The organism is Leptolyngbya sp. DQ-M1 (assembly GCF_039962505.1).
Taxonomy (GTDB): Bacteria; Cyanobacteriota; Cyanobacteriia; order Leptolyngbyales; family Leptolyngbyaceae; genus Leptolyngbya.
The window spans coordinates 344,774-359,812 of the sequence record NZ_JAMPLJ010000002.1 but is presented as its reverse complement, the minus strand read 5'-3'; the positions used below and the strand labels follow the sequence as shown (position 1 = coordinate 359,812).

The window sequence follows — 15,039 nt, the reverse complement described above, 5'->3', positions numbered from 1 at the left end:
TTCTTTTAAAAAACAATGAACTTAAAACCGATTAATCAACAAGTTGTAGCAGTCGTTGGAGCTTCTAGTGGTATTGGTCGCGACGCGGCTCTGAAGTTTGCAGAACGGGGTGCTAAGGTCATTGTGGCTGCACGGAGTCAACAGGGCTTAGCAAGCTTGGTCGAAGAGATTCATCAGCGCGGCGGTGAAGCGATCGCGGTGATCGCGGATGTGGCAGATTACGAGCAAGTCAAAGCGATCGCAGATAAAGCAGTCGATCGCTTTGGTCGGCTTGATACTTGGGTTCATACTGCCGCAACCGGATTGTTTTCGACCTTCGATCGCATCACACCCGAAGAGTTTAAGCGGGTGATTGATGTCAACATGATGGGTCAAGTGTATGGAGCAATGGTCGCGTTGCCGCACTTGAAAAAAGAAGGACGTGGATCGCTGATTCATATTACTTCGGTTGAAGCACGTCGATCGCTGCCTTATCAAAGCCCATATTCTGCTTCAAAGCACGGAACCATGGGAATGATTGATTCACTCCGATTAGAGCTAAAGCATCAAGGCTATCCGATTAATGTTGCCAACATTATGCCCGGAGTAATCAATACTCCGTTCTACACTAAAGGCAAGACAAAACTTGGTGTTAAACCAATGGCAACACCCCCTTTCTACAATGCCAGCTTAGTGACAGATGCAATTCTATATGCTGCTGAACATCCCGTTCGCGATTACATTGTGAGTGATGTTGGCAAGGTGTTAGATGTTGTTCAACGGATTTCTCCAGGTTTGGTCGATACTGCATTGTTAGCGATCGGATTCGTTTCACAACGCACCAAAGAAGAAAAGGGCGAGGACGATCCGAACAATCTGTACGAAGCAATTCAAGAACCGGGATACGATCGCGTCAATGGCGACTACAGCAATCTTGAAATTCCCAGCTTCCTCGACCACATTGATAAAACTCCATTGTTCTCGCTCGGCGTACTTGCGGCAGCTGTTCTCGGCGGATTAGCATTCTTCGGCGGATTCAACGACCATAGTTAAATGTTCAAGAGTTAGATGTTCAAGAGTTAGATGTTCAAGAGTTAAGCGTTCAAGTTCTCATGCTGTTCAACCTCTCGAATGTGGGACAAGTCTAACTTGTCCTGCATTTTCTTTTCTAACTATCACACCAATGGCAAGAAAACGCTCTGTCTCAATCCAAAAACTCGCTCAAACTCATCTCGGCTACGATGACCTCAGACCCGGACAAGAAGCTGCGATCGCATCCGTCCTAGAACATTGCGATACTCTAGCTGTGATGCCAACCGGATCAGGTAAATCAGCAATCTATCAGCTTGCCGCCACAAGGATTCCTGGATCAACCATTGTTGTTTCTCCACTGTTAGCGCTACAAAAAGACCAAGTGGAGTCGATCGACAAAGAAGATATTGATGTTGGGAATGCAGCAGTGATCAATTCAACGATCACAGCATCAGAGCGGGCTGAAATCTTTGATCGCTGGCACAATGGCAAGCTTGAATTCCTGTTTCTTGCACCCGAACAATTCAACAATATAGACACGATCGAACATCTACAAGCGGCTCCACCTTCGCTGTTTGTGATTGATGAGGCCCACTGTATTAGTGAGTGGGGACATAGTTTCCGTCCGGATTATCTTCGATTAGGAACGGTGATCGAAACATTAGGACATCCCACAACATTAGCTTTAACCGCAACTGCATCACCGCCTGTGCGTGAAGAAATTATTCAACGTTTAGGCATGAACAATCCGAGAATTATTGTTCGAGGCTTCGATCGTCCGAATCTGCGCTTAGCCGTTGAGAACTATGATGATGAAGACGAAAAGCAAGAAATCTTTGTCAAACGCATTCAACAATTAACAAAGCCGGGGATTGTTTACGTTGCGACTCGCAAAGCAACTGAGTCATTAACGGATGCACTGAATCAAGTGGGAGTTCGAGCGATCGCTTACCATGCCGGACTCAAAACCAAAGAGCGCGAACAAGCTCAAAATGCGTTTATGTCCGACGAAGCAGAAGTAATTGTGGCAACCACTGCATTCGGCATGGGTGTAGATAAATCGAATGTTCGATTTGTGCTGCACTATAACATTAGTGATTCGATCGATAGTTACTACCAAGAAATCGGACGCGCCGGACGAGCTGGTGATCCCGCAAACATTATTTTGTTTTATACGCCTCATGATTTGAACTTACGCAAGTTCTTTTCAGGAGGTGGAAAGCTTGATATCGATCAGATTATTGAGCTTGCTAACATCGTTCGACAACAATCAGAACCCATTCATCCAAAAGCCTTAAAACCCCTAATCAACCTATCTCAGACAAAGTTAAAGATAACCTTAAGCCATCTAGAATTTTTAGGTGTGATTGAAACGCTTCCAACCGGAGAAGTGAACATCAGCGAGAACGCAACAGACTTAACACAAGTCGCGCAAGAAGTGTTACAAGCACAAGAGCGTAAGATTAAAGTCGAGCGATCGCGCCTCGAAATGATGCGGAGTTATGCTGAAGTGCAAGACTGCCGCCGCAAGTTTCTCCTGAACTATTTCGGTGATCCCCGTGAAGAATTGTGTGGAAATTGTGACAACTGCTGTGCCGGAATTGCGGCTCAACAAAACGATTCCCGCAAACCCTACCCCCTCAACAGCCGAATCCTGCATAAATCCTGGGGTGAAGGCACGGTGATGCGCTACGAAGGTGACAAAATCGTGATTCTGTTTGACGAAGTTGGCTACAAAACCATCAGCCTAGAAGCCGCACTCCTGCGAGGTTTACTCCAGCGCCTCAATACTTAAACGATTTCTCACCTTCCCTCTATAGCCAGAGTCTTAATGTAATCTTCCACGTTACCTTGAGACGATCGAGCTACCTTGAAGAAACGATCGCTTCCTTGCCGTTACAGAGTTAGCAGAGAATTTATATGGCACAAAGTTTTGGTGTAATTGGTCTCGCCGTAATGGGCGAGAACCTTGCGTTAAACGTCGAGCGCAATGGCTTTCCCGTCGCTGTCTACAACCGAAGCCGCGAGAAGACCGATGCTTTCATGGAGCATCGAGCAGGCGGAAAGAATGTCAAGGCAGCGTATACGATCGAAGAATTCGTTGCCTCACTCGAACGTCCCCGCAAAATCCTGATCATGGTGAAAGCAGGTGTGCCTGTGGATGCCATGATCGAACAACTCAAACCGCTCCTCGATGAAGGCGACATCCTAATCGATGGCGGTAACTCGCTATTCAGCGACACCGCCCGCCGAGCGCGTGAGCTTGAAGCCGCAAAATTTACCTTTATTGGAATGGGGGTGAGCGGCGGTGAAGAAGGTGCGCTGAATGGTCCAAGCTTGATGCCCGGTGGAACTAAGTCCGCTTACGAATTTTTAGAGCCGATTTTCACAAAGATCGCGGCGCAAGTCGATGATGGGGCTTGTGTAACCTATATTGGCCCGGGTGGCGCAGGTCACTACGTCAAAATGGTTCACAACGGCATCGAATACGGCGATATGCAGTTAATCGCAGAAGCCTATGATTTGTTAAAGAATGTCGGTGGACTCAATCACAACGAACTGCATGAAGTCTTCAGCGAATGGAACACGACTCCAGAACTGAACTCTTATCTAGTCGAAATTACCGCAGATATCTTCAAGATTCTTGATCCCGATACGCAAAAGCCGCTTGTCGAGTTCATTCTCGATGCTGCGGGGCAAAAAGGAACCGGACGCTGGACAGTGACCGATGCACTGGAACAAGGCGTTGCGATCCCCACCATCATCGCTGCGGTGAATGCTCGAATTATGTCTTCGTACAAATCCGAGCGGATCGAAGCCTCCCAGCAATTGAGCTACCAGAGTCCGAAGTTTGAGGGCGATCGCAAGCTTTTCATCAACGCGGTTCGCGATGCGCTCTACTGCTCGAAGATCTGCTCCTATGCTCAAGGGATGGCGCTGCTGAATGTGGCATCTCAAAACTACGGTTATGAGTTGAACTTGGCAGAATGTGCGCGAATTTGGAAAGGCGGCTGCATTATCCGCGCAGATTTCTTGGGCAAAATTCAAAGCGCGTTTATCGATAATCCAACGCTACCGAACTTGCTCCTGGCTCCTGAGTTCAAGCAGACGATTCTCGATCGTCAAGGGGCATGGCGTGAAGTGATCATGGCTGCTGCTCGTCACGGAATTGCGGTTCCTGCATTCAGCGCATCGCTCGACTACTTCGACAGCTACCGCCGCGATCGCTTGCCACAAAACTTAACCCAAGCGCAGCGCGATTATTTTGGCGCACACACCTATCTCCGCACCGACAAAGAAGGCGTATTCCACACGGAATGGACGACTTTGGCGCAAGAATCTGCCTCCAGCTTCTCGACTCCGCAGAAGCTTGTGGCAGACCAACCGCGTCCTCATGCAGAAGATGTTGAGATAAAAGAAGTGCAGACGAATCGTTAGTCAGCTACACTTAAGCCACTAGCTTGGGAACGTTTACATAAAAAGGTCGATCGGGGAATTTTCTTGATCGACCTTTTCGATCAATTCACACGGTTCGAGTTAGTTGATATTCATAAAGCTGCCTCAGCAATCCTAGAATCTTCTCTGCATAAAAAGGATCATCCGAGTAATACTGTCCTAACTGCTCGATTTGAGGTGCGATTCCGCGTTCGATAAACCGAAATCGCGGCGTGACGATCGCTTGATTCAGTGGCTCTAAGCTGGCGTAAGTTTTCAATAGCTGAATATGGGCACGTACTCCGGTTCTAGTGTTGGGAAAAACCGCGCCGTCTGAAGCACTCCCCACATCCTTGAGGGCAGCAAAGTTGTTCCGGCTCGGCTGAAACACACCTCCAAAGCGAAAAAAATTAGTTTCGATTAAAGCCTGCGTAAATGCGATATCCGGATTCACGCCTTCGATCGTCGCTTCTTCGATATACACATCGGCAATTTCGGGAAAGGCTCTAAATGCTTGGGGATTGTTCTGCTGAAGAAATGCTTTTAAGGTATTTTTTGACAAATAACCGCGTCCCATAATGCGGCTTAGTTTATTTGAGGTCAAAAGCGGCGTTGTTCGTAAAACAACCGTTCGACGGCTAGAACTCCAGCCCACTAAAACGCCCAAGGCTCGTAAATCACTCGCTCGAATATAAGTGCTATTGTTGCTTGTGATCAGCCGCGCCGTTTTAGAGCGTTGGGCATCAATCTTGAGCTGATTTAACACCTCGATCGGAAGATAAGCACTGCCTTCAATAATCGCCCCTTTGCGATCGAACACCTTGCCATTGATGCTGAGATTGATCGGCTTTGGAGTTTGGTTCCAACGCACTAATCCAGTCGCAATGCCTTGAGCGATCGCCAAGGAGCGAGACCGAACGATCGCTCGATCCTGCGGACTCGTGGCAAACCCGACGCTGAGCGCGATCGCCGGAATCTTCATTTGGCGCACAAACGGAAGGCTACCAAATGCGGTTTCAGTATCAGGTTTGACTCCGCGATCGATCCAGTTCGGCACGTTCATTAAAATTTGATCAATCAGTTGCTCCGCCTGTTGACGGCGCTCCAAACTTCCTGCCCGGTAGAACGCTGCAATGCCTCGCGCATCAGGATTAGAAAATGCGTCAGTTTGGATCGATAAAGCTGTATCTCCAGGAGCCGCACGTCGATTGATCCAAGCGATCGCGGTTTCTGGTGGAAGCCCTATCGGAACCTCTACAACCGTAAAACCTTGCGTTCTTAGCGCCGCTGCCGTTTGGCTCCGGAGACGGGTTAGGCTGGCTGCGATCGAGGATTGCGGCGATCCAGCTAAGTTAACAACAAGAAATACTCGCTTGGTCGGTTGAGTTGTAGGTCGAATCGTTTCGAGGCGATCGCGTCTGTTAGAAATACCACCAGTTGAGTCGGGCAGGGACATCCGCTCTGGCGCAACCGCACGATCGTCAGGTCGTTTTCGCTCTGAGACGATGAATGGTTTACAGGACTTAATCTCTACATTCGTGCAATCCGGGCAGCAATTCGACTCGAATATCATGTGTAGTGTTGCTAAGCTGAATCATGTTGACCTCGGTAGATACGCAAAATCCCAGCGTCAGTACGATAGAGTGCTTCGACGCGATTTAAGAAGCCCTAATTTCTAAATTCCTCATACTGAGGAACCTTGAACGATACCGGATCGAAGCGTCCTATAAGTGAAAAGTTTAGGCGGCACGCTCCAACTAAACCGCAGCGAAATCTCCATCGATCAACGGAATCCGATCAATTGCTCAGACGCTTTCAGGCGGAAATAGTGCCTTATCCCAAATCTCTAAATACTTGCTACACATCAGCCCTGCACCAATACAAGCCATTACGATCGCACTCAGTTCACCGACTAAGTGAGCGAAAGCTGATGCTTTTGCCAATACATTCGCTCAACATCAATACGACGATACAGATGAGCACCCGTCCGAGAAACATAAGGTTCAATCCCTGCGACATCCATCCGAGTCCGCACCGTTTTGTGGGAACCCCCTATAATTTTTGCAGCATCGCCCAGCGACAAAAGCTGCTGCCCGATTCTAGTTAAAACCGTTTCATCGTCTTCATTAGCAATCTGCTTCAGCAACATTTCTGCTAAAAGCCAGCATGCCATCGTATCGGCTTCAGCACGATGCGACTCTCCCACCGGAAATTCAAAGTGTTTGACTAAATTCGGTAAGCTGCGCGATGGCAACTCAGACAGCATCAATCGCGCCAGCTTCACTGTACAAAGCTGCTCTGACTTCGATCGATAAAACGAAATGCCCAATCGCGCATACTCTGATCGAATAAACGGATAGTCAAAGCCAATATTATGCGCCGTCAGTGTTCCCTGCTCTAGCAAAGGTAAACACTTCAGCCAGACCTCTTCGGGGGCAGGCGCATCTTCTAGCATCTCCTGAGAGATTCCCGTAATGTTGGTAATAATCGGAGAAATTACCACATTAGGGTTAATTAGATAGGTTTCTTGATTGAGAATGCCATCTTTCAAGCTCGCGTTCAAAACAGAGACTTCGATCGCTCGACTCCGCGGCGGTTTGTGTCCAGAAGTCTCTAGATCAACCACCGTCAGCGGACGCGAACAGATATCTCGATAAAACGCAAGCAGATCTGTTGAAAGAGTTGGCATAGTGTGAGTCCGAAAGCTGGAAAACTCCGACCTCTTAAAGAAGTCGGAGTTCTAATCATACAAAGGAGCGAAGCGTTACTTAGACTGAGCAGGCTGACGACGATGACCCGACGATCCCGAAGGTCTCGATCGCTTCACAGGCTTAGATTTAGCTCCCCCGTTCATCCGTCCACCAGACGACTCTTCAGGAGTTGGATCAGTGCCCATCGTAATCCAAGCTGGACGAGTGCGATCGTAGATCATTTGCAGCGCGGCAGCCGCAATCGTATGCGGTTCGTAATCTTCAGCTAACTGAGAGACGATCGGCAAGAACGATGCCACACGCTCACCTGCTAGGGCTTCACGTACTTGAGACTGTAATTTATCCAAGTAGCGAGCTTCGATCTCCGCACGAGTCGGAATCGCTTTGATTTCTAAGCGCTGACGCACATGGTTTTCAATGTCGCGCAGCTTGCGGCGATCGAGCGGATGCACGAGTGAAATCGCAGTCCCTTCTTTACCCGCACGACCCGTCCGACCAATCCGGTGAACATAGCTTTCAACGCTATCTGGCAAGTCGTAGTTGATCACATGAGTCAAGTCATCGACGTGAATTCCACGTGCGGCGATATCAGTTGCCACAACCCACTTGATCTGCTGCTGACGGAACCGCAGCAACAAGCGCTCTCGCTGACTTTGACTCAGGTCGCCGTGGTATTCATCCACGCTGTGTCCTGCCGCTTGCAGTTGACTGGTGAGTTCTGCCGCAGCGCGACGAGTCCGCACAAAGATAATTGCTGCTTCTGGATCTTCAAGTTCCAGAATCGGCAGAATGGCTCTAGCTTTTGTCCAACCCCGTGGAATCGTGTAAGCCACTTGATTGATTCGCGAGGGTGCCGCCTTCGGTTGTTCGATCGTCACGGTAATCGGCGATCGCAAGAATTTCGTCACCAGCTTGCGAACCGAAGGCTCCATCGTGGCTGAGAAGAACGTGGTCTGACGTTCAGCGGGGGCTTGGTTCAGAATCTTCTCAACATCTTGAATAAAGCCCATATTCAACATCTCATCGGCTTCATCTAAGACAAGCCAATTGAGATCGTTGAGTCTGAGGTCGCCGCGACCGAGGAGATCGATCACTCGTCCTGGGGTTCCCACGACGATTTGAGCGCCACGACGTAAGCGATCAACTTGCAAATCAATCGATTGTCCGCCGTAGATTGTCACGACTTTGACTCGACGATCGTCGGTAAACGATCGAATCGCTTGGCAAACTTGCATTGCCAGTTCGCGAGTCGGGGTCAGAATTAGCGCTTGGACATTCGGAGATTTGGGATCGATGCGCTCCAGGATCGGTAGACCAAATGCGGCCGTTTTTCCAGTTCCGGTTTGGGCTTGACCGACAACATCCCGCCCCGCCAGTAGATGCGGAATCGCTTGCGCCTGAATTGCAGTCGGAGCTGTAAATCCAAGGTCTTCTAAATGGCGAATCCGGTCTTCAGACAGTCCAAGGCTATGAAAAGAAAGGGTCATTGAGTCTCCTAGTAAAAGTAAGGGTCTTGCGCCGGAGCGACAATCTCGAACTCAGGGACGGTCTTTGCAATCACAGCCAAACCGTCTGAATCGGACATAGAAGCAATTTGCTCCTACAGCATTGCCACTAAAGGCGCGGGAAAGGGGTAAGAAATTAGAAGCGGTGAGGGTCTAACATTCAGAGCAAACGGGGTACATCGTCATTTCAACACAGCACTAGCAGGAACGGCGATCGCGGAGTGCTGGATCAAATCCGCAGCATTCGCAACTCGTCCGTATAGGTCGTACACATCCGCATCGACAATCAACACAGGCACGATCGTGCCGAGTGGAGCATCGCCTTCGATGTATACAAGTCCGTCCACATCCGGGGAAAATCGCGCCGATCGTCCGATGCGCTCTCCGGTTTGGGGGTTCTCTTGCTCGATCAGCACGTCCACAACTTTGCCGATCTGAGCACGATTCTTTTTGAGGGAAATCGGTTGCTGAAGCTGCATCAAGGCATCTCGACGCGCATCCATGACCGATTGAGGCAGTTGATTCGGCAAGCTGTAGGCAGATGTTCCTTCTTCAGCCGAGAACGTAAACACACCAATGTGATCGAACTCGTGTCGCCCAATAAACTGCTTGAGATGCTCAAAATGCTCGTCTGTTTCGCCGGGAAAGCCCACAATCAGCGTCGTTCTTAACACTGCATTGGGAATTTCTGCTTTCAGCCGTTCGATAATGCTGTCGTTCACCCGACCTTGCCAGGGGCGATTCATCGATCGTAGCACTTCCGGGTGGGAATGCTGGAGCGGTAAATCTAGGTAGGGTAGAACGTTGGGCGTTTCTCGAATGGCTTCGATTACTTTAGGGGTGAGTCCGGTCGGATAAGCGTAGTGCATCCGAATCCAGGGAACATCAACTTTGCCCAAAGCGCGAAGCAGTTCGGCAAGCTTAGGTTCTCCGTAAAGATCTAATCCGTAGTTCGTGGTAATTTGCGAGATTAAGATAATCTCTTTCACGCCTTCTGAAGCCAAGTGTTCCGCTTCTTGGACGATCGACTCAATTGTGCGCGATCGCTGGTTTCCTCGCAAGTGCGGAATAATACAAAAGGCGCATCGATAATCGCAGCCTTCTGAAATCCGCAGATACGCGACACCCTCGGTCGTCGTGCGGTATCGGGGAGTGGTTTCGTCGGCGATATAAGTCGGTTCTTCGGAAACCTCTTTGACGCGCTCTCCAGATTCTGCGCGCTTAATCACATCTACTATCTTATGATAGTCGCCTGTGCCCACAAGCGCCACTGCTTCCGGTAATTCGTCGAGTAATTGTTCTTGAAAGTGCTGCGCCATGCAGCCTGTAATCACAATCTTTTTGTCAGACTCGGCTAACTCCACCAAGGTTCGCACCGATTCTTCACGGGCAGCTTGGATAAAACTACAGGTATTGACAATGACGTAATCGGCAAGCTCTTCGTCTGCATCGACCTGATAGCCTGCTTCGACTAAAAGACCGAGCATGTGCTCTGTATCGATTCGATTTTTTTCGCAGCCCAAATGAGAGAAGGCGATCGTTGGCTTGTTGCCCATGTAGAACTTCGGATAAGTAAGGAAAGTGAAACAGAAATCTTCGATCGCAGCGAAGCCTAAAGAATTAGCTCGATCGCTCCCGGAGTTTCCTCACTTTACTCACCACTCGAAGATGCGGTGTGGTCAGACGCAATCGTTTCGCTACACTATGGTCTATCATAGCGCATATCTGAAATATTACGTTGTGTAAATCAGATTTTTTCAGCAAAGATTGAGCGTCCGAAAACACCCAATCTTTTTCCGCTCTATCGAACCGAGAAGGCTTCGCTAAATCGTCGTGTAATCGGCTCAACCAAGAAAGAGAGAATCGATCGCTTGCGCGTCACAATATCTGCTGTTCCTGCCATCCCTGGAGAAAGTTCGACATTGCGACCCCGAACGGGAATTGCATTACGATCGAGTCTCACCTTTGCTGGAAAAACAGGTCCTAATTCGCGCCCGTTTTCATCTCTTTCGACCACTGCGTCTGGGCTAATCGAAATCAGTTCTCCCTCGATCACGCCGAATTCTTGATACGGGAAGGTTGCCAGCTTCACTTTTGCTTTCATTCCCGGACGCACAAAGCCAATATCTTGGTTAGAGACTTTCACTTCTAGTACCAAGTCGCGGTCTTTTGGCAGCAGCGAGAGGAGCTCTTCACCCTGCTGTACCAATCCTTCTGTAGCTTTGAGGTTATAGATTATTCCCGCAAAAGGAGCCGTGATCGATTCGCGGTCTTTACGTTGCTGAGTTGCAACTGCAATTTCGCCTTGTTTTTTGGTCAACTCTTCCCGGCGTTGTTTTAACTGCGTCAAAATCTCTGATTGACGCTGAGGGGTGAGTCCTTGTGCGGTGCTGCGTGCTGATTCAAAAGCCTGTCGAGCCTGATTAATCCGCTGTTGTTGCGCTTCAATTTCTCTTTCAAGGGAAGTGATTTGACCTTCCGCTTCGTTAATTTGGTTGATGGCGCTTGTCAGTTGTTGGCTAGCTTGTGTCACCTGTGCTGCTGCGTTCAGTAATTCTAAGTGCGGAACGGCTCCGCTATCTTCTAGCGTTTTGAGTCGTCTTTGTCGCTCTTGGGCAATTTCTAGGTTTTTACGAGCATCTGCTTTACTTGCCGTCGCGTTTGTCAAAGTTGCGCGGGCATTGACCAAGTTTTCCTGGAAGCGCTCCAGGCGGGCTTGGGCTTCACCGATCGTGGCGTTTTGACGATTGGCTTCAGCAATTGCAGCATTTTGCTTATCGATAAATTCTCGCTGGCGTGAGGCAGTCAGTTGATCTTGTAGCGCATTTCCCGTTGCGCCTTGTCCTTGGCTCTCCGCTTCGAGTCGCTGAATATCTTCCTGAATTTTTTTCGCGTCCTGCTTCAAGCTATCGACATTCGTTTCGGTTGCCCCTGGGTCGATTTCCATCAGGGTTTGTCCTTTTTCAACGGTCATTCCTGGCTTGACGTTGATTCTTGTGATCGTGCCGACGCTGGGAGCGCGAAACGGTCGAACTTCGGTCGAAGGAACAATTTTCCCGGTGGCGTTGGCAACTTCTTCGACTTCGCTAAAGTGCGCCCAGTTGATCGTTCCCAGCACTAAAACGCTGATGCTGCCTGCTAAGACTCGGGTATAGACTGGCGGCAACTCCTGTACCGCTTTGCCTAACTCGTAGGATAGGGAGTCTTCAGGGTTGGCAAGCTGATGGCGGGTTTGTTGGGATTGGGCGGGGCTAGCAGCCAGAGAAACTCTCATGATGGTGTTGATTAAGTGGGCAATCGCAAGTTTGGTAAATCACCCTTAAGTAAGTCCGGGGTCAGATGCCAAGGGGTCTACTATTATTTAACCTAAATTGCCCATAACAATCTGGTTGATTTCGTGAGATGTTCTTTAAAGTTTTAGTGAGCCTGATTCATTGGTTTCAACCCTTCTTGGTTCCGACTTGTTTTATTGCGGCTTGGGCGCTGGTTTTGAGCATGGCTTGGCGGACGTTTGAGATCACACGAGACACGGTGAAGCAAGCCAAGCAGATGCACCAAATTCCCTGCGCGGACTGCCAATTTTTCACCGGAGACTATAATCTCAAGTGTCCAGTGCATCCGATGACCGCGCTTTCCGAAGATGCGATCGCCTGCCCCGATTATTACGAGCGTTAACTAATGTTGGTGAGGAAATTAGCGGATTGTCCTGAGTTTGTCGCAGGAGACGGTACGCTGCTGCGGGAATTGCTGCATCCAGAAAAGCAAGAGATTGAGCTGCGCTACAGTTTAGCTCATGCGATCGTGCCGGTGGGTCAGGTATCCATCCCGCATTCTCTCAAGACTTCTGAGGTGTATTACATTCTCAGTGGCGTGGGTGAGATGCATATCGATGATGAGGTGCAGGTAGTTCGAGCGGGCGATGCTGTATACATTCCACCGAATGCGCGGCAGTTCATTCGGAATGTGGGGCATGAGGCGATCGTTTTTATTTGCATCGTTGATCCGGCTTGGCGCAAAGAAGACGAAACGGTGTATTAAGTCCAAAGTATTAAGTCCAAAAATCGCGATGGACTTCCAGAATTTCCTCTGCAACCTCTGGAATTTCGCCCCAAACTCGAATGGGTTTTTGACCCTGTTGAAAGATCGATCGGCAAGGTAAATTTAGCGTTGGATTCTCCGAATGATTGCCTGTCAACTCTAATAACCGAGTCTCCGCAATTCCATACACTAACCGCCCAATATTTCCCCAATACAGCGTTCCAGCGCACATGGCGCAGGGTTCAACCGTTGTGTAAAGGGTGCAATCCCACAAATACTCCGGACTCAAATTTTGATACGCCGTTCGGATAAGCACCGATTCAGCGTGATTAACTGAATTGACGTTGCCTTGCTCGAACAAAATGGCTTCGTGATCCGGGGCAACCAGAATCGCACCGAACGGATGATGACCAAAGGAGCGCGATCGCACGGCAATCTGATTTGCTCGCCGCAAATGTTTCAGTATTTCCTCAGCAGTCGGATCGCGTGTTTCCATCACATCCCCCAGCGCTTCAGTGCCTGACTCAGTACAGCTTTAACTTGTTCTGCCACCGTTAATTCGCTGCCGCTCCCATCAATGCGAACGATACGATCGGAATTCTCCTGCGCGAGTGCTGCAAATCCCTGTTGAACGCGATGATGAAACTCAAGACTGGCTTGCTCGATACGATCGCGCTTTCCTCGCTGTTTCATCCGCTCGAATCCAACTTCGACATCAATATCGAGCCAAATGGTTAGATCACTTTGTAATCCACCGGTTGCCACTTGGTTGAGTTGGTCGATCAAGGTGCGATCCAAGCCGCGACCGTAACCTTGATAAGCGATCGTCGAATCAGTGTAGCGATCGCACAAAATGATCGCGCCTCGTTCTAAATGCGGACGCAAAAAGGTTTCGACGTGCTGAGCGCGATCGGCAGCATACAGCAGCAACTCAGCCCGATCGTGAATTGATTCCTCGTCATTGTGCAGTAAAAGCTGACGAATGCCCCCACCGAGTCGAGTTCCGCCAGGTTCGCGGGTTGAAATTACCTCTACTGGAATGCTGCGGGTTAACCATTGGCGCGATCGTTCAAGCTGCGTCGTCTTGCCACAGCCTTCTATTCCTTCAAAGACAATCAATTTTCCACTCATCTTAAACTCACGTCAGTTCCGATCCTCTAGCGTATTTCAAATTAAATGCTTTCTATTCGATCTCCGCAGAATAGATCACTTTTGAGGTTATCCGCTATAAAGGGGCTAGAACGACTTGTCACCAAGAGTGCCATGCTCTAGACAAGAACTACGCAGGCTGCTGGCTGTATTGGTCTGGCGACCGAATTAAAATTTACGGGCAGATACCTAGACCAGAGCATCGTTTTAGCGTAGGTTGGTAACGGAGAAAGTGAAGATTCACTTGTCACAAGATTGGGGTTTGCTATGGCTCGTTACACCTGTCTATTCACTGTTGGAGTCCCAATGCAGAATCTCCAGCCGCTGTTGAATCAGACGCTGAAGTCCTGCAACCTGGATGTCATTTACGCGACAGAAGACTACATGATGGCGCGTGAAATTCCAGGGAAAGTGGCATTTCCAAAGCTGGTTACAGTGGAGGTGCTGATTGATAAGACAACGGCAACCGACCAAGAAACTCGGATGAATTTTGTTGTTAAGAACGAAGAGCTACCGCTTCAAGTCGAGAATCACTGTCGCAAAATGTATAACTTGGTTAGCCAAGCGATCAGCGAAAATCAGGGCTGGAATTTGATTGAAACAGTAACGGGCTAATTCTCTAAACTAAAAAACTCCGATCTCCCCAGTAGAAGATCGGAGTTTTTTTATTCTTCGTCCTCTGGATCACCAACCATATTCGGACTAATCAAGGTAATATCAAACTCATCGGGTGGAACCGTCAGCACCGCATCCCGTTTCAACAAGTAATAGATGGCGCGGACTTGAGGGCCAAAAACAATCTCATCTTGGTTACGGAGGTCGCATTGTTGCAGTTTACGACCATTAATCAAAAGCCCATTCGCGCTCGGCTTACCTTTGAGGTTGCCATCGACAATTCGGTAATAATGCGTTCCGTCTTCGTTGGGGAGCTGAAGCAGGGTCGCATGACGACGAGAAACAAACTGCGACACTAAGCGAATATCGCACTTGGCATCACGTCCGATCGAATAAACCGGGGCATCTAACACAAACTCCCGGCGACCCTTATCATCTTCGATAATGATGAGATGGTTTTGATGCGGTTCTGAGGGCATTGACACTCGAATTAAGGATTGGGTGAACGGCAGGAAGGATTTATCCTAAAAAAGATAAGTCTAGTTTACGCGAAGCAACAGAGTACGAGTATCGAT

15 protein-coding genes are annotated in these 15,039 nt (G+C 49.0%); 6 read left to right on the top strand and 9 right to left on the bottom strand.

Annotated features, from left to right (window positions below):
- The first annotated feature begins 15 nt into the window (after positions 1-15).
- The 3 genes from NC981_RS07620 (at position 16) to gndA (ending at position 4,449) form a co-directional block, all read left to right on the top strand.
- The gene (locus NC981_RS07620) at positions 16-1,032 is read left to right on the top strand and encodes an SDR family oxidoreductase (protein ID WP_348242302.1); all 1,017 of its coding nucleotides are present in this window, start codon (positions 16-18) and stop codon (positions 1,030-1,032) included.
- A gap of 130 nt (positions 1,033-1,162) precedes the next feature.
- Complete coding sequence (locus tag NC981_RS07615) at positions 1,163-2,806, top strand: ATP-dependent DNA helicase RecQ (RefSeq protein WP_348242301.1); 1,644 nt, start codon at positions 1,163-1,165, stop codon at positions 2,804-2,806.
- Positions 2,807-2,931: 125 nt separating this feature from the next.
- Entirely contained in the window at positions 2,932-4,449 is a 1,518-nt protein-coding gene (gene gndA, locus NC981_RS07610; RefSeq protein WP_348242300.1) for an NADP-dependent phosphogluconate dehydrogenase, read from the top strand.
- Between the two features lie 85 nt (positions 4,450-4,534).
- Here gndA and NC981_RS07605 read toward each other — a convergent pair whose 3' ends face one another.
- From NC981_RS07605 to NC981_RS07580, 6 genes are all read right to left on the bottom strand, one after another.
- The gene (locus NC981_RS07605; RefSeq protein WP_348242299.1) at positions 4,535-6,019 is read right to left on the bottom strand and encodes an N-acetylmuramoyl-L-alanine amidase; all 1,485 of its coding nucleotides are present in this window, start codon (positions 6,017-6,019) and stop codon (positions 4,535-4,537) included.
- 232 nt (positions 6,020-6,251) lie between these two features.
- Positions 6,252-6,389, bottom strand: a complete 138-nt coding sequence (locus tag NC981_RS07600) for a hypothetical protein (RefSeq protein ID WP_348242298.1) — start codon at positions 6,387-6,389, stop codon at positions 6,252-6,254.
- Positions 6,359-7,135, bottom strand: coding sequence for a 3'-5' exonuclease (locus NC981_RS07595; protein WP_348242297.1), 777 nt, complete (start codon positions 7,133-7,135; stop codon positions 6,359-6,361). Before NC981_RS07595 ends, NC981_RS07600 begins: the two co-directional genes overlap by 31 nt.
- A 75-nt stretch (positions 7,136-7,210) precedes the next feature.
- The gene (locus tag NC981_RS07590) at positions 7,211-8,644 is read right to left on the bottom strand and encodes a DEAD/DEAH box helicase (RefSeq protein WP_348242296.1); all 1,434 of its coding nucleotides are present in this window, start codon (positions 8,642-8,644) and stop codon (positions 7,211-7,213) included.
- A 200-nt stretch (positions 8,645-8,844) separates the two neighbouring features.
- Positions 8,845-10,218, bottom strand: coding sequence for a 30S ribosomal protein S12 methylthiotransferase RimO (gene rimO / locus NC981_RS07585; RefSeq protein WP_348242295.1), 1,374 nt, complete (start codon positions 10,216-10,218; stop codon positions 8,845-8,847).
- 245 nt (positions 10,219-10,463) lie between these two features.
- Positions 10,464-11,936, bottom strand: coding sequence for an HlyD family efflux transporter periplasmic adaptor subunit (locus tag NC981_RS07580; RefSeq protein WP_190379839.1), 1,473 nt, complete (start codon positions 11,934-11,936; stop codon positions 10,464-10,466).
- 128 nt (positions 11,937-12,064) lie between these two features.
- Between NC981_RS07580 and NC981_RS07575 the strand changes: the two genes are divergently transcribed.
- Together NC981_RS07575 and NC981_RS07570 are read left to right on the top strand one after the other, a co-directional pair.
- Positions 12,065-12,337: a hypothetical protein gene (locus tag NC981_RS07575; protein ID WP_348242294.1), complete on the top strand. Its 273-nt coding sequence runs from the start codon at positions 12,065-12,067 to the stop codon at positions 12,335-12,337.
- Between the two features lie 3 nt (positions 12,338-12,340).
- Entirely contained in the window at positions 12,341-12,700 is a 360-nt protein-coding gene (locus NC981_RS07570; protein ID WP_348242293.1) for a cupin domain-containing protein, read from the top strand.
- Between the two features lie 10 nt (positions 12,701-12,710).
- On the opposite strand, the gene NC981_RS07565 is transcribed toward NC981_RS07570, so the two are convergent.
- Positions 12,711-13,196: a nucleoside deaminase gene (locus tag NC981_RS07565; RefSeq protein ID WP_348242292.1), complete on the bottom strand. Its 486-nt coding sequence runs from the start codon at positions 13,194-13,196 to the stop codon at positions 12,711-12,713.
- Positions 13,196-13,831, bottom strand: coding sequence for a dTMP kinase (tmk, locus tag NC981_RS07560; RefSeq protein ID WP_348242291.1), 636 nt, complete (start codon positions 13,829-13,831; stop codon positions 13,196-13,198). The genes NC981_RS07565 and tmk overlap by 1 nt, the downstream gene beginning before the upstream one ends.
- 285 nt (positions 13,832-14,116) lie before the next feature.
- Here tmk and NC981_RS07555 point away from each other — a divergent pair, with 285 nt between their 5' ends.
- Complete coding sequence (locus tag NC981_RS07555) at positions 14,117-14,464, top strand: hypothetical protein (protein ID WP_190379834.1); 348 nt, start codon at positions 14,117-14,119, stop codon at positions 14,462-14,464.
- 50 nt (positions 14,465-14,514) lie between these two features.
- Here the strand turns inward: NC981_RS07555 and NC981_RS07550 are convergent, their stop codons facing one another.
- Positions 14,515-14,943: an FHA domain-containing protein gene (locus NC981_RS07550; protein WP_190379833.1), complete on the bottom strand. Its 429-nt coding sequence runs from the start codon at positions 14,941-14,943 to the stop codon at positions 14,515-14,517.
- Positions 14,944-15,039: the final 96 nt, after the last annotated feature.

What these genes read in the sequence shown, in the direction of transcription:
- NC981_RS07575 (WP_348242294.1), top strand. Translation starts at nt 12,065, where the DNA reads ATGTTCTTTAAAGTTTTAGTGAGCCTGATTCATTGGTTTCAACCCTTC.
- NC981_RS07595 (WP_348242297.1), bottom strand. Translation starts at nt 7,135, where the DNA reads ATGCCAACTCTTTCAACAGATCTGCTTGCGTTTTATCGAGATATCTGT.
- rimO (WP_348242295.1), bottom strand. Translation starts at nt 10,218, where the DNA reads ATGGGCAACAAGCCAACGATCGCCTTCTCTCATTTGGGCTGCGAAAAA.
- gndA (WP_348242300.1), top strand. Translation starts at nt 2,932, where the DNA reads ATGGCACAAAGTTTTGGTGTAATTGGTCTCGCCGTAATGGGCGAGAAC.
- NC981_RS07555 (WP_190379834.1), top strand. Translation starts at nt 14,117, where the DNA reads ATGGCTCGTTACACCTGTCTATTCACTGTTGGAGTCCCAATGCAGAAT.
- NC981_RS07550 (WP_190379833.1), bottom strand. Translation starts at nt 14,943, where the DNA reads ATGCCCTCAGAACCGCATCAAAACCATCTCATCATTATCGAAGATGAT.
- NC981_RS07565 (WP_348242292.1), bottom strand. Translation starts at nt 13,196, where the DNA reads ATGGAAACACGCGATCCGACTGCTGAGGAAATACTGAAACATTTGCGG.
- NC981_RS07615 (WP_348242301.1), top strand. Translation starts at nt 1,163, where the DNA reads ATGGCAAGAAAACGCTCTGTCTCAATCCAAAAACTCGCTCAAACTCAT.
- NC981_RS07620 (WP_348242302.1), top strand. Translation starts at nt 16, where the DNA reads ATGAACTTAAAACCGATTAATCAACAAGTTGTAGCAGTCGTTGGAGCT.
- NC981_RS07580 (WP_190379839.1), bottom strand. Translation starts at nt 11,936, where the DNA reads ATGAGAGTTTCTCTGGCTGCTAGCCCCGCCCAATCCCAACAAACCCGC.
- NC981_RS07605 (WP_348242299.1), bottom strand. Translation starts at nt 6,019, where the DNA reads ATGATATTCGAGTCGAATTGCTGCCCGGATTGCACGAATGTAGAGATT.
- tmk (WP_348242291.1), bottom strand. Translation starts at nt 13,831, where the DNA reads ATGAGTGGAAAATTGATTGTCTTTGAAGGAATAGAAGGCTGTGGCAAG.
- NC981_RS07570 (WP_348242293.1), top strand. Translation starts at nt 12,341, where the DNA reads ATGTTGGTGAGGAAATTAGCGGATTGTCCTGAGTTTGTCGCAGGAGAC.
- NC981_RS07590 (WP_348242296.1), bottom strand. Translation starts at nt 8,644, where the DNA reads ATGACCCTTTCTTTTCATAGCCTTGGACTGTCTGAAGACCGGATTCGC.